A 20,781-nucleotide genomic window follows, 5' to 3' on the forward strand; every position below is an offset into this window, starting at 1 on the left:
GGCCCTCGGTAGACTCGGGACCGCGGGTCATCCGATCCGCTGAGTGGTTTCACCGCCGGGTGCGGCGCGCCCGGCAGGCCAGAAAGGCCGGCCATGGACCCCACCCCCGACCGGGAACACCCGCTGGATCCGTTTCCCCGCTACCAACGGATGCGGGATACCGCCCCCGTCTTCCACGACGAGGAGTCCGGCAGCTGGCACGTCTTCCGGTATGAGGACGTGCAGCGGGTCCTCTCCGACCACGCCGCATTCTCCTCGCGGATGCGTCCGGACGAGCCTTCCGAGTCCGGCCACCTCTTCGAATCCAGCCTGATCACCACCGACCCGCCCCGGCACCGGCAGCTGCGCTCGCTGGTGACCCAGGCGTTCACCCCCAAGGCGGTGGATGCCCTGGCGCCCCGCATCGCCCGGCTCGCCGACGACCTGCTGGACGGGATCGCTGCCCGCGGCACGGCCGACCTGATCGAGGAGCTGGCCTACCCGCTGCCGGTCATTGTCATCTCCGAGCTGCTCGGCGTCCCCGCGGAGGACCGTGACCGCTTCAAGCTGTGGTCGGATGTGATCGTCAGCCAGACGCGCACCGGCGCCCCGACCGCGGAGCACGAGGCGGCCAACCGGGAGATGACGGAGTACTTCCTGGCCCTGATCGAGCAGCGCCGCAGCCGGCCCGGGACGGACCTGGTCAGCGGCTTGCTCGCCGCCGACATCGACGGCCAGAAGCTCAGCGTCCCGGAACTGCTCGGGTTCTGCAGCCTGTTGCTGGTTGCCGGCAACGAAACCACCACCAACCTGATCGGCAATGCCGTGCTGTGCTTCACCGAGGTTCCGGGCACCATGGAACGGCTCCGCCGTGATCCGGCCCTGCTGCCCCAGGCCATCGAGGAAGTGCTCCGCTACCGCTCACCGGTCCAGTCGATGTACCGGATAACAGCCGCCGCTACAGAGCTGCGCGGGGTCCGCATCCCGGCCGGAGCCCCGATGGTGGCCTGGATCGGCTCCGCGAACCGGGACGAACGCCAGTTTCCGCAGGCGGCCGAGTTCGACGTCGAGCGGGCCCCGAACCGGCACCTCGCGTTCGGCCACGGCGTCCATTTCTGCCTGGGCGCCCCGCTTGCCCGGCTCGAGGCCAGGACCGCGCTGCAGGCCACGCTCGCCCGGCTGCCCGGGCTGGCCGTCGCCCCGACCCCGCCCCTCGAACGCATGGACAGCACCATCGTCTACGGCCTGAAGGCGCTGCCGGTCAACTGGCAGGCGGCCTGAGCGCACCGCTCCCCCGCCCGGGACCGGGCGGCTTCCGGCGCAGCGGCTCTGGCCCGGACCGTGGATGGTTGTTAGCGTGGCGGCATGAGCCCGTCAAAGACGCCCGCGGAGATCCTCACTCTGGCCGGCAGCGAGGTGCGCATCTCCAGCCCGGACAAGGTGCTCTTCCCGGAGCCGGGGCTGACCAAGCTCGATGTGGTCCGCTACTACCTCTCCGTCGCCGATGGTGCGCTGCGCGGCGCCGGCGGCCGGCCCATGGTGCTCAAGCGCTTCCCCAAAGGGATCGACGCCGAACCGTTCTTCCAAAAGCGCGTCCCGGAAAACCACCCGGCGTTCATCGACACGGCGACGCTGCACTACGCCTCGGGGACCTCTGCCGAAGAGGCCGTCATCCGGGATGCCGCGGGCCTGGCGTGGGTCGTGAACCTGGGCTGCCTGGACCTCAACCCGCACCCCGTCCGCGCCGAGGACCTGGAACACCCCGACGAGCTCCGCGTCGATCTCGACCCGATGCCGGGCGTCGGCTGGTCCCAGATTGTCGACGTCGCCTACGTGGCGCGGGAGGTGCTCGACGACGTCGGCCTGGTGGGCTGGCCAAAAACGAGCGGCTCGCGGGGCCTCCACATCCTGGTGCGGATCGCGCCCCGGTGGTCCTACCGGGACGTGCGCCTTGCCGCCGAGACCCTTGCCCGCGAGATCGAAAACCGGGCACCCGGCCTCGCCACCGCGCGCTGGTGGAAGGAAGAGCGCGGCGAGAGCGTGTTCGTGGACTTCAACCAGAATGCCAAGGACCGCACCGTGGCCTCCGCGTATTCGATCCGGCCGCTGCCCGACGCGCGGGTCTCGGCGCCGCTGACCTGGGCCGAGGTCCGCTCGGCCCGGCCGGAGCAGTTCACGGTCCTGACCGTTCCCGGACGGTACGCCGACGCCGGCGACCCCCACAGCGGCATCGACGACGCCGCCGGCTCACTTGACGCGTTGCTCGCCCTGGCCGCCGAGCTCGGACCGGCCGAGAAGCCGCCCCGCGGCGCCGACGGTTCCGGACGCCGGCAGTCGGTGATGCCGCTCATCGAGGTGGCGCGCACCAAGACGAAACCGGAAGCCCTCGCGGCCCTCGACGAATGGAAGGGCCTGCACGCCGACGTCGTCCCGGACCTGCATCCGGCCGACGTCCTCATCGACGGCATGCGCGGATCGAGTTCGCTCTGGTACCGGGTCCGGGTGAATCTCCAGCACGTGCCCGAGGGCAACCGGCCGGCGCAGGAGCCGCTCATCGCCGATTACGACCCGTGGGCGGGCAAGGAGTAGCCGGCGCCTGCAGGGCCGTCCGGCGCGCCCTGAGGCTCGCGGTTTGCGGGGCTAGCGGGGCGCCGGCGCTGAGCTGAGCTCGAAGCGGTCGCCGTAGACGGACCAGCTGAAGGGCGGGACCAGTCCGAGGTTGCCGGCTTCCAGGAGTCCCTTGTGGATGTCCTGCCGCCCGTGCTTCTGGTAGTCGCCCCAGCTCTTGAGCACCGCCACCCGGGCGTCCACCACGGCGGCAAGGTACGCCGCTTCGTCCCCGCCCTCGGCGGGCGGCCGGTGGGCTTTCCGGGCCGTGGCCAGGATGCCGCCGAACGATTCGTCGTCGTCGCCCGGTCCGTGGTTGACCGAGACGTCGTAGTAGATGGCCAGCCCCAGGGGCCCGACGCCATCCCGCGCCGCCGCTTCCAGTGCCGGCCCCCAGTAGACGCGGTCCCGTTCTTCCTGCTGCGCCCGCCGGAACGCCGGGTCCTCAGCGGCAGCCTGCCAGTCGGCCGGGAAGGACGGGTCCAGGAGCCGGTGGCTCAGCGCGGGGCGTTTCTTGTCTGGCGCGTCCATGATCTGTTCAAGCTGCGGCAGGTAGCGCGCCAGCGGGTTGCCCGGGGCAGCGGCCGTGTAGGCCTGCACCAGCTCGAGCATGTCCCCGGTGCCGCTACACCAGCCCACCAGCCCGCCGGTGTAGCCCCTGCCGTCGTCGATGTCCTCGATGTAGGCGAAGGCGGTGGTCCAGTCCGGTGTGGAGTTTTCCGCGGTGGAGGTCAGCTGCAGCGCGATCTCCTTGTAGACCGGATCGGCGAGCCCGGCCCGGCCCTGGACTTCTTGGCCTTGCGTTTCCTCGCCCTGCGTTTCAGCGTTTTCCGGACCGCTCTTTCGTCCCCACAACCGTTCCCACATCAGGGCCTCCCGAGTTCGTTGTGACAGCGAGGCTAGCAGCCCCGCCGGCACCGGCGACAGGGACCTTCCGGCCCTGTGCAGCGCGGCTACACTGATCAGGAATCCACCTCCTGGCCGGCAGAGACGGGGCACGACGATGGCAACTTTCCGGGACCTTCATTACCTCGGTGAACCGCTGGTGCTTCCCAACGCCTGGGACGTCGGTTCCGCGCTGGCCTTCGCCGCGGCGGGGTTCCCGGCCGTCGGCACCACCAGCTTCGGGATCGCCGCCAGCGCCGGCGCCCCGGACGGCGGCCGCGCCAGCCAGACGGCGACCGCCGCGCTGGTGCCGCAGCTGTGCCGCCTGCCGGTCCACATCACCGCGGATATCGAGGACGGGTACTCCGATGATCCGGACGAGGTCGCCGGCCTCGTGGCCCGGCTGGCGGCCGTCGGCGTCGCCGGGGTCAACCTGGAGGACAGTGCGGACGGGCACCTGGTGGATCCGGTGGTGGCCGCCGGGAAGCTGGCTGCCGTGAAGCGCCGCAGCCCCGAGGTTTTCCTCAACGCCCGGGTGGACAACATCTGGTTCGGCGAGCAGGCCACCGTGGAGGCGGTCCTGGAGCGCGCCGCGATGTACGCCGACGCCGGCGCGGACGGAATTTTCGTCCCGGGGCTGGCGGTTCCGGAGGACATCCGACGCGTCACCGCCGGCGTCGGGCTGCCGGTCAACGTGCTGGCTCATCCCGTACTGACGGTCGCGGAGCTGGGCGAGCTCGGGGTCCGCCGGGTCAGTTCCGGCTCACTGCCGTACCGGGCCGCCGTCGACGCTGCCGTGAACGTGGCCACCGCGCTGCGGGACGGCAGGCCGGCGCCGGGAGCGACGTCGTACTGGGAGATGCAGGCGCGGCTCGTAGCGTTCCACCAGCAGCCCGCGGACTGACCGGGCCGGAATAGGGCGGCTATGCCGGCCCGGGGTCCGTTCCGGTGCTGGCGAAGTAGGCGGCGGCCAGGTCCTGCTTGCCGCGGCCCTGGGCGGCGGCCCGCTCCAGGCGCGCGGCGGACGCCTCGGCACCGTCGAGCCGCAGGCCGTGCTCGCGGGCCGCAGCCAGGATCAGGTGGGCGTCCTTGAGGGAGGTATCGACGGCGAAGGACGCCGGCTCCAGCCGGTCCTCGAGGATCAGGTCCGCCTTGGCGCGCAGGAATGGCAGGTCGAGCACACCGCCGTCCAGCAGTTCGAAGAACTGGCCCGGGTCGACGTCCAGGGCCTTGGCGAGGGCGACGACCTCCCCTGCCGCGTTGGAAGCAGCGAGCACCCAGCTGTTGACGACAAGCTTGAGCCGGGTTGCCGAGCCAGCGGCCGGGTCCTGTCCGGTCCACAAGGTGCGCGCGCCGATCGCGTCCAGCACGGGAGCCACGCGCTCCCGCACGGCGTCCGGCCCGGCCGCGATCACCAGCAGGGCGCCGGCCTCGGCGGGCGCGCGGGTCCCGGAGACGGGTGCTTCGACCAGGTCGAGCCCGACCTCGCCGGCCAGGTCCGCCAGGGGTGCAGCGTCGTTCACGCCCACGGTGGTGGACTGCACCCAGGCGGTGCCCGGCCGCACTCCCGGGGCCGCCTGCCGGATCACGTCGGCGACGGCGGCGGCGTCGAAGAGCATGGTCAGCACCACGTCCGCGCCGGCCACCGCCTCCGCCGGCGTTTCTGCGGCCAGCGCCCCGGCGCCGACCAGTGGCCCGGTCTTGGCCCGGTCCCGGTTCCAGACCCGGACCTCGTGTCCGGCCTGCAGCAGGTTGCGGGCCATCGCGGCCCCCAGGATGCCGGTGCCCAGCACCGCCACCGTGCGCTTCGTTTCCATCCTGCATCCTTTCCTGCGGCCTGCTGCGGAACCGCCCGGGGTTATCGCTCATGCTCCGGGCGGCTCCCCCGGCCGTCCCAGGCAGCCATCGTATCCGGCGCGAGCGTTCCGCTGTGGCGGCCCGCTTCCACGGCGCCCGACCGCTCCGGCGCGGGGGCTTCCGGCCTCGAAAAAGTGCTGGTTTTTGTCCATGTCGGGAACGTATCGTTGAGTATCGTTCGCGATCCATTTAAGGAGACCAGCATGCGTAATTCATACCCGGCCGGCGGCTTCGGAACCCCCAATATCGACAGCATGTGGCAGGCGGTGGAAGATCTGCGGTCACGGTTCGAGAAGCGCGCCGGCGGCCGGGCGGGACGGGGCGAAGTGCGGTCAGCGGTGCTGGCCCTGCTCGCGGAAAGGCCAATGCACGGTTACCAGATCATCCGCGAGATCGAGGAGCGCAGCGGCGGCAGCTGGAAGCCGAGCGCCGGCTCCGTCTATCCGACGCTGCAACTACTCGCTGACGAAGGGCTGATCCGGGCCGAGGAGTCCAACGGACGCAAGATCTACTCGCTGACCGAGGCCGGGCGGGAGACCCTCGCGGGCGAGGGCGCCTCGGCGCCGTGGGAAGAGGCGGCCCACTCGTCCGGCCCGGGATTTGCGGCACTGCCGAAAGCCGGCGTCGAGCTGGCCCAGGCCGCGGCACAGGTGGGCCGCACCGGTTCGCCGGAGCAGGTGAAGCAGGCCGTAGCGGTGCTTGATGAGGCACGTCGCCGGCTGTACTCGATTCTGGCCCAGGACTGACGCAGGTGCCCTCGGTTCGCCGGGACCGGGCAGACCCGGGTCCCGGCGCCGGCAACACCCGCGCCCGCTACCGGCGCATCCTGCGGTTCGCTGCGTGGCATCTGGCGGTGACCTGGTGGTTCGAGCTGTTCCTTCCCCGCATCGGGCTCGGCAGCATCGCCGCGCGCACCCGGACTCAGCGGATGCAGCGCTTCGCGCAGCGCTTCCGCGTACTGGCGGTGGAGCTGGGCGGCCTCATGATCAAGGTCGGCCAGTTCCTCTCGTCCCGGCTGGACGTGCTTCCGCCCGAAATCACCCGGGAGCTTGAGGGCCTGCAGGATGAGGTGCCTCCGGTCCCGTTCCCCGCCATCCGGGCCTTGGCCGAGGCGGAGCTGGGGACGGCACTGGACCAGGTGTTCGCGTTCGTCGACGAGGTTCCGCTCGCGGCCGCCTCGCTGGGCCAGGCCCACCGCGGCCGCCTGCTGCCGGAGAACGCCGCCGACGCCGGGCTCCGGGAGGTGGTGGTGAAGGTGCAGCGTCCGGGCATCGAGGCGATTGTCGACGTCGACCTGGCGGCCCTGCGCAAGGTGGGCGGCTGGCTCAGCCGGGTGCGTCTGGTCTCCAGCCGCGCAGACATGCCCGCCCTGGTCGAGGAGTTCGCGCAGATTTGCCGGGAGGAGATCGACTACCTGCACGAGGCGGCGAACGCGGAGCGCTTTGCGGCCGACTTCGCCGCCGACGACAGGGTGGCTGTTCCCGGCGTCGTCTGGGAGTGGAGCACCCGCCGCGTCCTGACCCTCGAGGACGTCACGGCGATCAAGATTACCGACACCGAATCCCTGCTCTCGGCGGGCATCGATCCGGTGCAGGTTGCGCCGGTGTTCGCGTCCGTGATGTTCGAACAGCTGTTCTCCAACGGTTTCTTCCACGCCGACCCGCACCCCGGCAACATCTTTGTCACCCCGGCTGGAGGGTCACCCGCGGGCGGCTCCTGGAAGCTGACGTTCATCGATTTCGGCATGATGGGCCAGGTGCCTCCCGGGACCCGCGGCGGCCTGCGGAAACTGCTGATCGCGGCCGCCGAACGGGACGGGAAGGGCCTGGTCAGCGCCATCAGCGACGTCGGTGTGCTGGCGGCGACCGCCGACCGGGCCGAGCTGGAGCGGGCGATGACGCACCTGTTCGGCCGGTTCGGCGGAATGGGCTTCGCCGAGCTGCGGGAGGTGGACCCGCGGGAGTTCCTCGAATTTGCCGTGGAGTTCGGCGACCTGGTCCGCTCTCTGCCGTTCCAGCTGCCGGAGAACTTCCTGCTCATCATCCGGGCCATGTCACTGACCTCGGGGATGTGCAGCGCGCTCGATCCCCGGTTCAACATCTGGGACGCGGTGGAGCCCTACGCGGCGCGGCTGCTGCGCGAGGAGCGCGGAAACATCGCCCGGGACGTGGCGCAGCAGGCGCTCGACGCCGCCGGGCTGGCGCTGGGCCTGCCCAGGCGCCTGGACGGACTGCTGACCCGGATCGAGGACGGCACACTGTCCGTGGCGAATCCGCGGCTCGAACGCCAGCTGGCACGGCTGGACCGCACGGCGCGCCGGTCGGCGTCGGCGCTGGTCTTCGGTGCCCTGCTGATTGCCGGCGCCGTGGTCCGGGCGGACGATGTGGTGCTCGGCACCGTGCTGATGACCGTGTCGGTTCTCCCGCTCCTGCACGCGCTCTCGGCGGGGCGCCGCGGCCGCTGACAGCGGTGGCGGCCGGGCTGCTCACCAGCCGGTTGTGCCGGGGCCGCCCTTGAACGGACCGACGATCTTTGCGGTGGTCCAGCCGCCGTAGAAGTCGCCCTCCTGGGCGGTCACCTGCTCTCCGTCGACCTCGCAGGAGTCCATCCGGCCGGGGTCCAAGGCCACCCGGGTGCTGAGCGCCTCAAACCCGCGGGCCGGTTCCGGGTAGGTCCACCCTGCCCGGGCCGCGGCGACGCCGCCCGCAACGACGTCGAAGTAGCGCGCCTCGCCTTTGAACTCACAGAAGCTGGTGCCCTCCACCGGGACCAGCACCCCCGCCCGGAAGGCGTCCAGCGGCAGGTAATAGACCGGCGGATGGCTCGTCTCGAGGACCCGCACCGTGTCGGTGGTGTCCGCGATTACCTGCCCGCCAAGCCGCACGACCACCCGTTCCGAGCGCGGCTCGACCCGGGGCGGCCGGGGGTAGTCCCACACCGACTCCTGGCCGGGCGAAGGTTCGATGGGCCGTGGGCGGCCGAAGAGACCGGGCAGGCGCCGTGCCATCAAGGCCGGTCCTTGCTCCGGCGGGTGAAGACCAGGTGCTGGACTCCCTGCGGAGACGGGGTCGCTTCGATCTCAAACCGCTGCTCGAGTCCTTCGAGCCCGTCCCAGAGCCGCTCGCCGCGGCCCAGGAGGACCGGTACGAGGACGATGTGCATGTGGTCGATCAGGTCGGCGGCGAGGAATTGGCGGACAGTGTCGACGCCGCCGCCGATGCGCACGTCGAGCCCGCCGGCGAGGGCGCGCGCCTGCTCGAGCGCGGCCTCAGGGCCGGCGTCGACGAAGTGGAAAGTTGTCCCGCCTTCCATTTCGAGGACCGGCCGGGGATGGTGCGTCAGGACGACGACCGGGGTGTGGAAGGGCGGGTTCCCGCCCCACCAGCCTTTCCATTCCTCGTCCTGCCAGGGCCCGCGTTGGGGGCCGAACTTGTTCCGCCCCATGATTTCCGCGCCGATCGCGGGCTTCCACTGGCTGGCGAAGGCCTCGTCGACACCGAAGGAGCCTTCCGACTCCCCGTGGAAGCCCATCTCGCGGAAGGTGCGCGTCTCGAAAGCCCATTGCATGAGCCGGGAGCCTGCGTGGCCGAAGGGGGTCTCGAGCTGCTGGCCCTCGCCGGTGCCGAAGCCATCCAGCGAGACCGAGAAGTTGTGCACGCGGACGAGGGACATGACATCTCCTGGGGGTGCGGGGTGTTGTGCGGACACTCTATGGTGACCGCACCCCGAGGCTCAAGGGGTTCCCGCCTTCTCGGCGTAGGCGATGGCCTGGCTCCGCACCTGGCGGATGTACGCGCCTGACTGGTTGTAGGCGTAGATGGCGTCGGTCCACCCTTGCGCCGTGGTGAGGTCGCGGCCGTGTCCGCAGAGGTACCCCGCGGCGCTAAGGGCGGCGTCGTCGATGTTGAACGGATCCGCCCTGCCGTCCCCGTTGCCGTCCCGGCCGGCCAGTTGCCAGGTGGAGGGGATGAACTGCATGGGTCCGACGGCGTGGTCCCAGCGGGCGTCGCCGTCCAGGGCGCCGGCGTCGGTGTCGGCGATGGCGGCGAAGCCGGCGCCGTCGAGGCTTGGGCCCACGATGGGCCGGCTCGCCTGGCCCGTGGCGTTGAGCCTGCCGCCGCCGTAGCTTCCGTGGGCGGATTCGACGAAGCCCACGGCCGCGACGGTGTTCCACCCGATCCCGCAGGCCGGAGCCGCATCGTTCGCTGAGACGGCCGCCGCCACGTAGGCCCGGAGCGCGCGGGGAGGGATGCCGGTTTGCGCGGCGGCCCGGGCCAGCCACCGGCCGTCCGGGCTGCGGGTGACGTTCACGGCGGTGGTCATGCCGGTGGAGAGCGCGGCCAGCTTCGCCCCGGCCCGCGGCGGTGCGGGGACCGCTCCCCCGGCGCCGGCGCCGGCCTGACCGACGGCCCAAAAGCAAAAAGCCGTGATGGCGCACAGTGCGAATAGGCCGAAGACCATCAGGCGTTTAAGACGAAGCACCGACCAATCCAACCATCCGGGCCGGACCGGTAAAAACCATGCACCTGGGCGTTGGCGCGGGTGTCCACGAAGATGACCTTGTCCGCGGCGAGATCCACCGGCCCCGCCGCCCGCACCTCACCGCACGCCCTTTAGGCCAGCTTGAGCTCCTTTGAAATGGCCTGGGCGGCCTCCTTCAGGACGGGGACAGCCCTGTCCGCGAAGGCCTGGTCCACCCTCGAGACCGGCCCGGAGACGGAAATGGCCATCGGCGTGGGGGCATCGGCGACAGCCGTCGCGAAGCACCGGACACCGATCTCCTGCTCCTCTTCGTCGATCGCGTAGCCCCGCTCCCGGATCCGCTCGAGGTCCGCCAGCAGGGTGTCGATATCCCCAATGCTCTTGCTGGTCGGTGTGGGCATTCCCGCACGGGAAATGATCCCCCGGACGGTCTCATCGTCCAGCTGGGCCAGTATCGCCTTGCCGACGCCGGTGGCGTGCGTGTGGGCGCGCCGCCCCACTTCCGTGAACATGCGCATCGAGTGCCGGGACGGCACCTGGGCCACGTAGACGACCATGTCCCCGTCCAAAACCGCCATGTTGGAGGTCTCCCCCAAGCGGTCAACCAGGGACTTGAGCTGCGGACGGGCCAGGACCCCGAGCTGCTTGTTGGCGCCCTCACCCAGCCGAATCAGTCGGGGACCCAGGGAGTACCGCCGGTTGGGCAGCTGCCGGACATAGCCCAGCGTCACCATGGTGCGCAGCAGACGGTGGATCGTGGGGAGCGGCAGCGTCGTGGAGGCCGAAAGCTCGCTCAGCATCACCTCGCCGCCGGCATCGGCGATCAGTTCCAGGAGTTCAAATACGCGCTCGACCGACTGCACGCCGCCGGGGGTTTTCTCCACCATGTCGTTGACTCCTGCTGGTCGCTGCCGACAACTTTTATCCGCATCGTGAAAACTCTGCCTTTGAATCCTAAGCTATAACACGCCGCGGGCCGGATCTGGAGCCCGTCGCCAGCGCATACGGCGCCAACCGGCCGTATGCGCTAACCCCTCCCCTAGATTGCCTTGCCCGGGTTAAGGATTCCGAGCGGGTCAAAAACCTTCTTGATGGCGTGCTGCAGTTCGAGGGACTCGCCGCCCAGTTCGTCGTGCAACCAGTCGCGTTTGAGGATTCCAACCCCGTGCTCCCCGGTGAGCGTGCCGCCGAGGCTTCGGGCCAAATCGAACATTTGGCCCAGCGCGTCCTTCGCCGGTCCTTCCGTGGAGGGCTGGCCTTCGTCCAGGACGATCATCGGATGCAGGTTGCCGTCGGCCGCGTGGGCCACCGTGAAGATCCGCACTCCAGTGCGCCGTGAAATTTCCTCGATCCCGGAGACCATCTCGGCGAGGCGTCCGCGCGGCACTCCCACGTCGCCGATGCAGACGTCCCCCAGCAGTTCCAGGGACGGAATGGCCTCGCGGCGCACCTTCAACAGTTCGGCGGTCATCTCCGGATCCGTGGCTTTTTCGTAGGACGAAGCGAGCGGGGCGATGGCATCGATCAGCACCTCCTGTTCCAGGAAGGCCCCGTACCCGTCCGTCTGGGCGAGGAGGAAGGCACCGCCGCGGCTCCGGTAGTCGGTTCCGAGTGCGGCATCGACGGCGGCCAGGGTCGGGCCGTCCATAAGTTCCAGCACGGAGGGCGTGACGCGGGAGGAAATGATCGCCGAGGCGGCCTGGGCGGCGGTGACGATGTCAGGGAAAAACGCTGCAACGGTGGCCGTCGCGGCAGGGAGCGGCCGCAGCCTCAGCGTCGCCTCGACCACTACCCCGAGCGTCCCTTCGGAGCCGATCATGAGGGCGTTGAGGTCGTACCCCGTGACTCCCTTGATCGTTTCCCGGCCGGTCACGAGGAGCCGGCCGTCCGGCAGGACGACTTTCAGGGCCAGCACGGATTCACGCGTGACGCCGTACTTGGCGCACCGCATGCCGCCGGCATTGGTGGCGATGTTGCCGCCGATGGAGCAGATGGCGGTGCTCGCGGGATCCGGGGCGTAGAACAGCCCGTGCTCGCCGGCGGCGGCGTTGACCTCCGCGTTGAGGATGCCGGGCTCGACGACGATGATTTGTTCGAGCGGGTCCAGCCGCAGGATGCCGTTCATGCCGGACAGGTCAAGGACGATCTCCCCGGCCTTGGCGGCCGAACCTGCAGCCAGGCCGGTGCCGGCACCACGTGCGACGACGGGTACCCGCCCCGCGGTGGCGCGGACCATGGTCCCGACGACGTCGTCAATAGTGGTCGCGTACACGACGCCGTCCGGCAGTGTCTCGGGGGTGTACCCGGAGCGGTCGGTGTTGACGCTGACGCGGTCGGCTTCCGCCGTCGAACCGTGCCGCGCCGCGGCAACGAGGGTCGCCCCGGCTGAGTTGGTCTCGCTTACGTTGGTCGTCACAGGGTCTGCTCTCTATCGGTTTCTTCGGATTGTTGGCGGTCCGGCAAAGCCCCGTGCCGGCAGCCGCCTGGCTGCCGGCACGGGACGGCGTCGGTTGCCTAGGGAACCATCCACCCCAGAACGGGGGTGGACTGCAGGAAGATAAGAATGGTCAGGAATGCCAGCAGCGCCAGGCTCCAGCCGATGAGCTTCCGGAACAGGACGCTCTCCGCACCATCCAGGCCAACCGCAGCGGCGGCCACAGCCAGGTTCTGCAGGGACAGCATCTTGCCCAGCACCCCTGCCGAGGAGTTGGACGCCGCCATGAGCGTCGGCGACAGGCCGGTCTGTTCGGCGGCGGTGACCTGCAGCTGCCCGAACAGAGAGTTGGAGGAAGTGTCGGACCCGGTGAGCGCCACGCCGATCCAGCCCAGCAGCGGGGACAAAATCGCGAAGAAACCTCCGGCCGAGGCCAGGGCCAGGCCCAGCGAGTTGGTCTGGCCCGAGACGTTCATAACGAACGCCAGCGCCAGGACCGAGGTGACGGTCACGATGGTCCACCGCAGCTGGAACAGCGTCTCGCGGTAGATCCGGAGGCCCCGCAGGGGGGCCAGCTTGTAGAGCGCCATGGTGATCATGCCCGAGATCAGCAGCATCGTGCCGGTGGCCTTGAGGTGGTCAAGCTTGAACTTGTGGGCGGCGACCGGCTTCCCGTTGGGATCCACAGCGTCCAGACCGGGCCATTCGAACGTGACCGAACCGATGGCCGTGAGCCAGGCTTTCACCGCCGGAATCTGGGCGATCGAGAACACGGCCATGATGATGAGATAGGGGGCAACAGCCATCCAGACCTCGCCGTTGGGCGGCCGTACGGCTGCACCGTTTTCCTTGCCGGGCGTGCCGGCCTGGACCGGCGCACCGTTGCGGCTCACGCCGCCCAGGCCTGACGACGTTCCGTAACCCGTGCGCGACTGCGCGCCGACACTGACGAGTTCGGCGTCGGCGCCGTCGCTCTCGCCGACGTCGTTCATTCCGATGATCTGGGCCGGCTGCCAGAACTTGAGCATGAGCAGGACCGCAACGACGGTCGCAATGGCGGCAACGACGTCGGTGAGTTCAACGACCATGAAGTTTGAGGCCACGAACTGGGCCAAACCGAAGACGACGCCCGAGACGAGGGCCACGGGCCAGGTCTGTCGGAGGCCGCGCCTGCCATCGACGATGAAGACAAGGATGAGCGGGACGACAGCGGCGACGAAGGGCGTTTGGCGCCCGGCCATGGAGCTGAGGTCATGAAGCGGGACGCCCGTGACGCCATTGAGGGCGATGATCGGAGCGGCCATCGCGCCGAATGCTACCGGGGCCGTATTGGCCAGCAGCGCGACGATAGCCGACTTGAGGGGTTTCATGCCGGCAGCCATCAGCATCGCCGCCGAAATGGCCACCGGCGCACCGAAGCCCGCCAGCGACTCAAGCAGCGCGCCAAAGCAGAAAGCGATCAGGATCGAGAGAATTCGCAGGTCATTGGAAATGGAGCGGATGGTCCGGCCCAAAACCTCGAACCAGGGCGTATCGACCGTCAGCTTGTAGACCCACAGGGCGTTGATCAGGATCCAGAGGATCGGGAAAAAGGCGTAGAAGGCGCCCTGTGCCGTGGCGCTGAGCACCTGGCCGAACGGCATCTGCCAGCCCACGATGGCAAGCACGATGGACAGCAGCAGGCTCGCGATAGCCGCCTTGGGCGCCTTGACGCGGAACACCCCCAGCAGCACGAAGAGAACCAGCAGCGGCAGTGCGGCCACCACGGCCGAGAGGGCGAGGGATCCCGCAATCGGATCTGTGACCTGCTGAAAAGACTCAAGCCTTGGACTCACAAAAACTCCTTTGTTTTTCCCGAGCAATCGGTGGGGCACTGCGAGAGCACCGAGGCGGATAATCCACTCAGCCACACAGGTAATTCCGCATCGTGAAATATATCTTTTGATCAGTGATATTCAGTGACCGAGGTTATGTGCGATCCAGATCACAGTCAACCGCACGACCCGGCGCGGCGCCGCAATCGGCGGCACTCCGCCGCAGGCGTTGACACGCGGCGTCGGGGGTGGGTAGCTTTTGTATATTGGTATTTAAGTTCCACAATACGAAATTTCTTTGCTAGGACAGACTTGAGAGGTGGCCGGTATGGCGAATCATGTGGAGACAAACGGGCTAAGCGTCGCCGAGGACCTCTACGCCTTCGTCCGGGACGAAGCGCTGCCGGGTACGGGCATCGACGAGCAGGCGTTCTGGGCCGGTGCCGCCGCCCTGATCACGGAGTTCTCGCCGCGGGTGCAGGAGCTGCTGGGCGTCCGTGACCGCCTGCAGGAGCAGATCGACGAGTACCACCGTTCGCACGGCGCAGCGCCGCTGGATCCCGAGGACTACGAGGCCTTCCTGCGCTCCATCGGCTACCTGGTCCAGGAACCCGGGGACTTTGCCATCACCACCGACCACGTGGACGCCGAGATCGCCTCCGTCTCGGGCCCCCAACTGGTGGTGCCGCTGCTGAATGCCCGGTTCGCGGCCAACGCCGCCAACGCACGCTGGGGTTCGCTGTACGACGCGCTCTACGGCACCGACGTCATCGATGAGACGGAGGGACGCGAACGCACCGGCGGTTACAACCCGGTCCGCGGCGCCGCCGTCGTCGCCCACGGGCGGAAGTTCCTGGATGAACACACGCCCCTGGCCGCCGGATCGCATGCTGATGTCACCGCCTACCGGATCGCCGACGGCACTCTCGTCGCCGAAACGCCGGAGGGGCCGCAGGGGCTGGCCGATCAGGGCCAGCTCGCGGGATACCAGGGGGCCGCCGACGCGCCCGAATCCGTGCTGCTCGTGCACCACGGACTGCACGTGGAACTCCAGATCGACCGCAGCCACCCCATCGGATCGGGTGACGCGGCCGGCGTGAAGGACATTGTGCTGGAGTCCGCAACGACGACGATCATGGACCTCGAGGACTCCGTCGCCGCGGTCGACGCCGGGGACAAGGTCTCCGGCTACCGCAACTGGCTGCAGCTGATGCAGGGCACCCTGACCGCCGAGGTCGCCAAGGACGGACGCACCTCCACCCGGCGGCTCAACCCTGACCGGGTCTACACGGCACCCGACGGCTCGGAGCTGACCCTGCCCGGCCGCTCGCTGCTGCTCATCCGGCAGGTGGGCCACCTGATGACCAGCGACTCCGTGCTCGATCCTGCCGGCGCTCCGGTCCCCGAAGAGATCCTCGACGCCCTGTTCACCGGCCTCGGCTCCGTGCACGACCTGCGCGGGCCGCACGCCGGCCACAACTCGCGGACCGGCTCGGTGTACATCGTCAAGCCGAAGATGCACGGACCGGATGAAGTGGCCGTGGCTTGTGCCCTGTTCGCCGGTGCGGAGACTGTGCTGGGCCTTGAACCGCTCACCCTGAAGATCGGCATCATGGACGAGGAACGCCGCACGTCGGCGAACCTGAAGGCGTGCATCTGGGAGGCGCGGGAGCGCGTCGCGTTCATCAATACCGGCTTCCTGGACCGCACCGGCGACGAGATCCACACCTCCATGCTCGCCGGACCCATGGTCCGCAAAGCCGACATGCGGAACTCCAGCTGGATCAAGGCCTACGAGGACGCGAACGTCGACATCGGCCTGGAGTGCGGCTTCAGCGGCCGCGCCCAGATCGGAAAGGGCATGTGGGCGGCTCCAGATAACCTGGCGGACATGCTCGCCCAGAAGGGCGCTCACCCGCTCGCCGGCGCCGACTGCGCCTGGGTCCCCTCGCCGACCGCCGCGACACTGCACGCCACCCACTACCACGAGGTGGACGTGGACGCCCGACAGGCCGAACTCGCCGGAAAGCGACGCTCGACCCTGCGGCAACTACTCACCATCCCCCTCGGCGACCCCGCCGGCTGGACCGCCGAAGACCGCCGCAACGAGCTGGACAACAACATCCAGAGCACGCTCGGCTACGTGGTCCGCTGGGTGAACGACGGCGTCGGGTGCTCCAAGGTCCCCGACATCCACGGCACCGCCCTGATGGAGGACCGCGCCACCTGCCGGATCAGCTCGCAGCACGTCTCCAACTGGCTCCTGCACGGCGTCATCACCACAGACGAGGTCGAAGCGTCCCTGCGGCGGATGGCCGCCGTCGTCGACGAGCAGAACGCTTCCGACCCCGGCTACCAGCCCATGTCCCCGGCGTTCGACTCCGAGGCGTTCCTCGCAGCACGCGAACTCGTCCTCGAAGGCGCCGCCCAACCGTCCGGCTACACCGAACCGATCCTGCACCGGCGCCGCGCGGCACACAAACACACCGACGATCTGGCGAGGAACGCATCATGAACCTGACCCTGGCATCCGCCCAGTCCATCATCGCCGACGCCCTAGCGGCGGGCGCGCAGCACGGCTTCAAACCCCTGACCGTCGTCGTGCTCGACGCCGGCGGCCACCTCCTCGCCGCCGCGCGCCAGGACGGCGCCTCGAACAACCGCTTTGAGATCGCACAAGGGAAGGCGTACGGTGCGTTGGCCCTCGGGATGGGGTCGCGTGCCATCATGGAGCGCGCCGAGCAGCAGGCGTACTTCATCGCGGCGGCAACCGCTGCGCTCGGCGGACGCCTGATCCCGGTACCCGGCGGAGTCCTGGTACGCGACCAGGATGGGTCGGTCATCGGCGCCGTCGGCATCAGCGGAGACAGCTCCGACAATGACGAGACAGCAGCCACGACGGCGATCGAGGCCGCCGGCCTGACTGCCCAGGTGTCCTGACGGCGTCGCTCCAGCCCGCGGAACGTCGTCCCTGATCGGGAAGAGCGCTGAGGCCCATGACCTGACGGTCATGGGCCTCAGCTGTTGCGGGCTTCATTCAGAGGAGAGGCACGGGCCCAGCAGGACGCGGCACCTTGTTGCGGCTTCAGCGCAACTTTAGGCAATTTTCCGCGCAGCTTTGAGCAAACCCGTGAATAAGCGCCCTTCAGGCCTGACACGATAACAGCAGCCGGTCTCACCGGGCACAAAGGCGGCGTCAGACACCCTCAGGGTGCCGGACGCTCTTATCCGAGAGAAACATCATGCGCAAAACCTCCCAGATCCTCACCGCCGTCGCCATCGCCGCCTCCGCGGCCACCGTCGGTGCGGGCGCTGCCCAGGCGGCCCCCGTGGCCCACGCCAAGCCCTCCCACACCGTGCCTGCCCGCGCCACGGCGGCCAAGACGGCTGCCGCGCACCTGGCCGCCGCCAAGGCCTTCGGCGCCGCAGTGGCGAACGCCGGCAAGGTCCGGGCCGCCGGCAACAAGCAGATCGCTGCGGCACGCGCCGCCGGCGCGAAGCTGGTCGGTGCCGCCCACGACAAGGTCGATGCGGCCCAGGCCCTGGTTGCGGCCGACTCCGCAGCCGTCACCTCCGCCCAGGCTGCGTTGGACGCCGCGTCTGCCGCTGTCGCTGCGGACCAGACCGCCGTGACCACCGCGCAGGACGCGGTTGCGAATGACCAGAAGGCCGTTGACGCGGACAATGCAGCCGTCAGCGCCGCGCAGGACCAGCTCGCCGCCGCCACCACACCGGACGAACTGACCGCCGCCCAGACCGCCCTGGACGCAGCAAACGCCCAACTGGCCACCGACCAGGCCCGCCTGGACGCCGACGCCGCTGCCCTCACCGCCGCGCAGGACAAGCTGACCGCCGACACCGAGGCCCAGACGCAGGCTCGGACGGCGTTCGACGAAGCCAAGGCCAAGCTCGCCGCGGACCAGGCCGCCCTGGCCGCTGCGCAGAGCGACCTCGCCGCAGCGATCACCTCGGCCAAAGCATCCATCGCTGCAGCCCAGGCTGCCGCGGCCCAGGCGAACGCCGCCGCCCAGGCGGCCGTCACCGCGGCCAAGGCGAACCTGCAGCGCCACCGCTAACCGCAACTGGCCACGCCGGCTTCGACTAGTGAACCAGCAGGAGGGCCCCGGACCGAAGACCGGTCCGGGGCCCTCCTTCGTCAGGGGCCGCAGCCTGTTTTGAAATTTTGTCCATATCCGACTGGCCGAAGAGGTCCGACCTGCGGAAACATTGTGCCCGAGGTGGGACTCGAACCCACACACCTTTCGATACCGCATTTTGAGTGCGGCGCGTCTGCCAATTCCGCCACTCGGGCGCGGAGGACACCGGTTGTCATATTCGCCTGCTCCAGGGTGCTGTGAGCAACGCGATCGCTTCCGGTGCGCGGATTTACTCTACATGCAGATAGGCTGAATTCCAGAATCGCGCCAGTGACGCCGCATCGATCCCTACCGGCCCCCAGTACACCAGCGGACGAGCCCTACATGGTCCAGTTCCCGCCGTACCTTTCCAAGGAGTACCCGTGTCAGAACAGACGGAGTCAACCCCCACCTCCCAGCCGGCGCGCCGCGTCGTCGTCGCCGAGGATGAGACCCTCATCCGCCTGGACATCATCGAGATCCTGCGCGGCGAAGGCTACGACGTCGTCGGCGAGGCAGACAACGGCGAGAAGGCCGTCCAGCTCGCCGAAGAGCTGAAGCCGGACCTGGTCCTGATGGACGTCAAGATGCCGGTCATGGACGGCATCTCCGCCGCCGAGAAGATCGTCAAGGCCCGGATCGCCCCCGTCGTGCTGCTGACCGCGTTCAGCCAGAAGGAACTGGTCGAGCGCGCCCGCGACGCCGGCGCCATGGCGTACGTGGTGAAGCCCTTCACGCCCGCGGACCTGATCCCGGCCCTGGAGATCGCACTGTCCCGCCACGAGGAGATCAAGGCCCTCGAAAGCGAAGTCAGCGACCTGCAGGAACAGTTCGCCACCCGCAAGCTGGTCGAGCGCGCCAAGAGCCTGCTGACCACCAAGATGGGCCTGACCGAGCCGGAAGCCTTCCGCTGGATCCAGAAGACCTCGATGGACCGCCGCCTGAGCATGCGCGAAGTCGCCGAGACCATCATCAACCAGGTCAACTAGCCGACCAGCAAGCAGACAAAAGGGAGGGCCCCGCCGCTGGCATCAGCGGCGGGGCCCTCCCCCTTTGGCCTGGAAGAACCTAGACCTTGTTGTTCTTCTTCTTCTTTTCCGGCCAGGGGCCGAGCTTGTCCTTGGTGACGGCCTCTCCCTGGCTGCCGGCGTCGGCCAGGTCGCCCACCTTGTGGACCTTGAGCATGTTGGTGGAACCGGCCTGTCCGGGAGGCGAACCGGCGGCGATGACCACCATGTCCCCGTCGTCGACCAGGTCCATCTCCAGCAGGTTGCGGTCAACCTGCGCCGTCATCTCGTCGGTGTGGCCGACCATCGGCACCAGGACCGGCTGGATGCCCCAGGTCAGGGCCAGCTGGTTCCAGACGTGCTCCACCGGGGTGAAGGCGAAGACCGGACGGATCGGGCGCAACCGCGAGAGGCGGCGTGCCGAGTCACCGGACTGGGTGAAGGTACAGATGTACTTCGCTTCCAGCTGGTCGGCGATCTCGACGGCGGCACGGGTGATCGCGCCGCCGCGGGTCTTGGGCTTGGTGCCCAGCGGCGGAACGCGCTCCAAGCCGTGGACCTCGGTGGATTCGATGATCCGGGCCATGGTCTTGACCGTTTCGATCGGGTACTTGCCCACGCTGGTCTCGCCCGAGAGCATGACCGCGTCGGCGCCGTCGAGCACGGCGTTGGCGCAGTCGGACGCCTCGGCCCGGGTCGGGCGCGGGTTGTCGATCATCGATTCGAGCACCTGGGTGGCGACGATGACCGGCTTGGCCCAGCGGCGGGCGAGCTCGACGGCGCGCTTCTGGACGATCGGCACTTCCTCCAGCGGCAGTTCCACACCGAGGTCGCCGCGGGCCACCATAATGGCGTCGAAGGCATCGATGATCTCGGGCAGCTGCTCGACGGCCTGGGGCTTTTCGATCTTGGCGATCACCGGCACCCGGCGGCCTTCCTCGTCCATGATTTCGTGGACGCGCTTGATGTCGGTGGCGTCGCGGACGAAGGACAGGGCGACCATGTCCACGCCGCGGCGCATGGCCCAGCGGAGGTCGTCCTCGTCCTTTTCGCTCAGGGCGGGCACGTTGACGGCAACGCCGGGCAGGTTGATGCCCTTGTTGTTCGAGACGTAGCCGCCGACGGTCACCGTGGCGACGACCTTGACGTCGTCGACCTCGAGGGCGCGGAGCGCGACCTTGCCGTCGTCGATCAGCAGGGCATCGCCGGGCTTGACGTCCTCGGTGAGGCTCTTGAGCGTCGTGGAGCAGATGTCCTTGGTGCCCGGGACGTCTTCGGTGGTGATCGTGAAAGTGTCACCGACGTTGAGCAGGTGCGGGCCGTCAACAAACCGGCCGAGGCGGATCTTCGGTCCCTGGAGGTCGGCCATGATCGCGACCGCCTTGCCCAGCTGGCCGGCGGCCTTGCGCACGTTCTCGTACGTGTTGTCGTGGACGGAGTAATCCCCGTGGCTCATGTTCATCCGGGCCACGTCGACCCCGGCTTCGAGGACGGCGAGCGTGTTGTCGAAGCTCGCGATCGCCGGTCCGAAAGTGGCCACAATTTTAGCGCGTCTCATATACCTACCCTAGTTGTCTCTT

General features: G+C 69.0%; 18 protein-coding genes and 1 tRNA gene. 9 read left to right on the top strand and 10 right to left on the bottom strand.

Annotated elements, in window-relative coordinates:
• The first annotated feature begins 93 nt into the window (after nt 1-93).
• Both ASG71_RS12565 and ligD read left to right on the top strand, forming a co-directional pair.
• Complete coding sequence (locus tag ASG71_RS12565) at nt 94-1,260, top strand: cytochrome P450 (RefSeq protein ID WP_056739700.1); 1,167 nt, start codon at nt 94-96, stop codon at nt 1,258-1,260.
• An 84-nt stretch (nt 1,261-1,344) separates the two neighbouring features.
• Nucleotides 1,345-2,568 carry a non-homologous end-joining DNA ligase gene (gene ligD / locus ASG71_RS12570; protein ID WP_056739702.1) on the top strand — a complete coding sequence of 408 codons (1,224 nt, stop codon included), beginning with the start codon at nt 1,345-1,347 and terminating at the stop codon, nt 2,566-2,568.
• A 51-nt stretch (nt 2,569-2,619) separates the two neighbouring features.
• On the opposite strand, the gene ASG71_RS12575 is transcribed toward ligD, so the two are convergent.
• Entirely contained in the window at nt 2,620-3,453 is an 834-nt protein-coding gene (locus ASG71_RS12575; protein ID WP_056739704.1) for a chitosanase, read from the bottom strand.
• A 136-nt stretch (nt 3,454-3,589) separates the two neighbouring features.
• On the opposite strand from ASG71_RS12575, the gene ASG71_RS12580 reads away from it, so the two are divergent.
• On the top strand, nt 3,590-4,375 hold the full coding sequence (locus ASG71_RS12580) for an isocitrate lyase/PEP mutase family protein (RefSeq protein WP_056739706.1): 786 nt from the start codon (nt 3,590-3,592) through the stop codon (nt 4,373-4,375).
• Nucleotides 4,376-4,394: 19 nt separating this feature from the next.
• On the opposite strand, the gene ASG71_RS12585 is transcribed toward ASG71_RS12580, so the two are convergent.
• Nucleotides 4,395-5,288 carry an NAD(P)-dependent oxidoreductase gene (locus ASG71_RS12585; protein WP_056739708.1) on the bottom strand — a complete coding sequence of 298 codons (894 nt, stop codon included), beginning with the start codon at nt 5,286-5,288 and terminating at the stop codon, nt 4,395-4,397.
• Nucleotides 5,289-5,531: 243 nt separating this feature from the next.
• On the opposite strand from ASG71_RS12585, the gene ASG71_RS12590 reads away from it, so the two are divergent.
• Nucleotides 5,532-6,074 carry a PadR family transcriptional regulator gene (locus tag ASG71_RS12590; RefSeq protein ID WP_056739710.1) on the top strand — a complete coding sequence of 181 codons (543 nt, stop codon included), beginning with the start codon at nt 5,532-5,534 and terminating at the stop codon, nt 6,072-6,074.
• A gap of 5 nt (nt 6,075-6,079) precedes the next feature.
• Nucleotides 6,080-7,792 carry an ABC1 kinase family protein gene (locus ASG71_RS12595; protein ID WP_056739712.1) on the top strand — a complete coding sequence of 571 codons (1,713 nt, stop codon included), beginning with the start codon at nt 6,080-6,082 and terminating at the stop codon, nt 7,790-7,792.
• A 21-nt stretch (nt 7,793-7,813) separates the two neighbouring features.
• Here ASG71_RS12595 and ASG71_RS12600 read toward each other — a convergent pair whose 3' ends face one another.
• The 6 genes from ASG71_RS12600 to ASG71_RS12625 form a co-directional block, all read right to left on the bottom strand.
• The gene (locus ASG71_RS12600) at nt 7,814-8,335 is read right to left on the bottom strand and encodes a DUF427 domain-containing protein (RefSeq protein ID WP_056739714.1); all 522 of its coding nucleotides are present in this window, start codon (nt 8,333-8,335) and stop codon (nt 7,814-7,816) included.
• Nucleotides 8,335-9,000, bottom strand: coding sequence for a dihydrofolate reductase family protein (locus ASG71_RS12605; protein ID WP_056739716.1), 666 nt, complete (start codon nt 8,998-9,000; stop codon nt 8,335-8,337). Before ASG71_RS12605 ends, ASG71_RS12600 begins: the two co-directional genes overlap by 1 nt.
• A gap of 60 nt (nt 9,001-9,060) precedes the next feature.
• Nucleotides 9,061-9,810 carry a lytic transglycosylase domain-containing protein gene (locus ASG71_RS12610; RefSeq protein ID WP_056739718.1) on the bottom strand — a complete coding sequence of 250 codons (750 nt, stop codon included), beginning with the start codon at nt 9,808-9,810 and terminating at the stop codon, nt 9,061-9,063.
• Nucleotides 9,811-9,941: 131 nt separating this feature from the next.
• A complete protein-coding gene (locus ASG71_RS12615) occupies nt 9,942-10,697 on the bottom strand; it encodes an IclR family transcriptional regulator (RefSeq protein ID WP_056739720.1) in 756 nt (251 codons plus the stop codon).
• 152 nt (nt 10,698-10,849) lie between these two features.
• Nucleotides 10,850-12,226 (bottom strand): FAD-binding oxidoreductase, encoded by a 1,377-nt coding sequence (locus tag ASG71_RS12620; RefSeq protein ID WP_056739723.1) that lies wholly within the window; start codon nt 12,224-12,226, stop codon nt 10,850-10,852.
• 98 nt (nt 12,227-12,324) lie between these two features.
• Nucleotides 12,325-14,079, bottom strand: coding sequence for an L-lactate permease (locus ASG71_RS12625; RefSeq protein ID WP_056739724.1), 1,755 nt, complete (start codon nt 14,077-14,079; stop codon nt 12,325-12,327).
• A 307-nt stretch (nt 14,080-14,386) separates the two neighbouring features.
• On the opposite strand from ASG71_RS12625, the gene ASG71_RS12630 reads away from it, so the two are divergent.
• The 3 genes from ASG71_RS12630 (at nt 14,387) to ASG71_RS12640 (ending at nt 18,134) form a co-directional block, all read left to right on the top strand.
• Nucleotides 14,387-16,573: a malate synthase G gene (locus ASG71_RS12630; RefSeq protein WP_056739726.1), complete on the top strand. Its 2,187-nt coding sequence runs from the start codon at nt 14,387-14,389 to the stop codon at nt 16,571-16,573.
• Nucleotides 16,570-16,998, top strand: coding sequence for a GlcG/HbpS family heme-binding protein (locus tag ASG71_RS12635; RefSeq protein WP_056739728.1), 429 nt, complete (start codon nt 16,570-16,572; stop codon nt 16,996-16,998). The genes ASG71_RS12630 and ASG71_RS12635 overlap by 4 nt, the downstream gene beginning before the upstream one ends.
• A gap of 302 nt (nt 16,999-17,300) precedes the next feature.
• Nucleotides 17,301-18,134 (top strand): hypothetical protein, encoded by an 834-nt coding sequence (locus tag ASG71_RS12640; RefSeq protein ID WP_056739730.1) that lies wholly within the window; start codon nt 17,301-17,303, stop codon nt 18,132-18,134.
• Nucleotides 18,135-18,288: 154 nt separating this feature from the next.
• Here the strand turns inward: ASG71_RS12640 and ASG71_RS12645 are convergent.
• Nucleotides 18,289-18,370: transfer RNA gene (locus ASG71_RS12645), tRNA-Leu, on the bottom strand.
• 207 nt (nt 18,371-18,577) lie between these two features.
• On the opposite strand from ASG71_RS12645, the gene ASG71_RS12650 reads away from it, so the two are divergent.
• Nucleotides 18,578-19,183, top strand: coding sequence for an ANTAR domain-containing response regulator (locus ASG71_RS12650; protein WP_056739732.1), 606 nt, complete (start codon nt 18,578-18,580; stop codon nt 19,181-19,183).
• A gap of 79 nt (nt 19,184-19,262) precedes the next feature.
• Here the strand turns inward: ASG71_RS12650 and pyk are convergent, their stop codons facing one another.
• Nucleotides 19,263-20,759, bottom strand: a complete 1,497-nt coding sequence (pyk, locus tag ASG71_RS12655) for a pyruvate kinase (RefSeq protein WP_056739734.1) — start codon at nt 20,757-20,759, stop codon at nt 19,263-19,265.
• Between the last annotated feature and the right edge of the window lie 22 nt (nt 20,760-20,781).

The organism is Arthrobacter sp. Soil763 (assembly GCF_001428365.1).
Lineage (GTDB): Bacteria > Actinomycetota > Actinomycetes > Actinomycetales > Micrococcaceae > Arthrobacter.